The organism is Planctopirus hydrillae (assembly GCF_001707835.1).
Classification (GTDB): domain Bacteria; phylum Planctomycetota; class Planctomycetia; order Planctomycetales; family Planctomycetaceae; genus Planctopirus; species Planctopirus hydrillae.
In genome coordinates, this window is record NZ_LYDR01000041.1 from 1 (window position 1) to 369 (window position 369).

A 369-nucleotide genomic window follows, 5' to 3' on the forward strand; every position below is an offset into this window, starting at 1 on the left:
GTTGCCGAGTTCAATCGCCTGAAGACGGAAGCCACCACGCACACGCTGTACAAGTTCCGTTTGCCGACGCCGACCGGCGAGGTCCGCACCGCCAACATCGCCATTGCGCCCCTGTTGACGCGCGATTTCGTGCCCGTCGGGCGCATTGTGCTGGTGGACGACATCACCGATCGCGTGAACATGGAAAGCCAGCTCGCACAGTCCGAGAAGCTTTCTTCCATCGGTCTACTGGCTGCCGGTATCGCGCATGAGGTCAACACGCCGCTGGCTGTGATCTCTTCCTACGCGCAGATGCTGACCAAGCATGCCGGCGGCGATCCGCGACTCTCGCCGATCCTCGAAAAGATCACGCAGCAGACCTTTCGCGCC

At 61.8% G+C, this 369-nt stretch carries 1 protein-coding gene; it reads left to right on the top strand.

Annotation, left to right across the window (positions count from 1 at the left end; genetic code table 11):
* The coding region (locus A6X21_RS05745) for a histidine kinase dimerization/phospho-acceptor domain-containing protein (RefSeq protein WP_315851672.1) at positions 1-369 on the top strand (369 nt) is incomplete at both ends.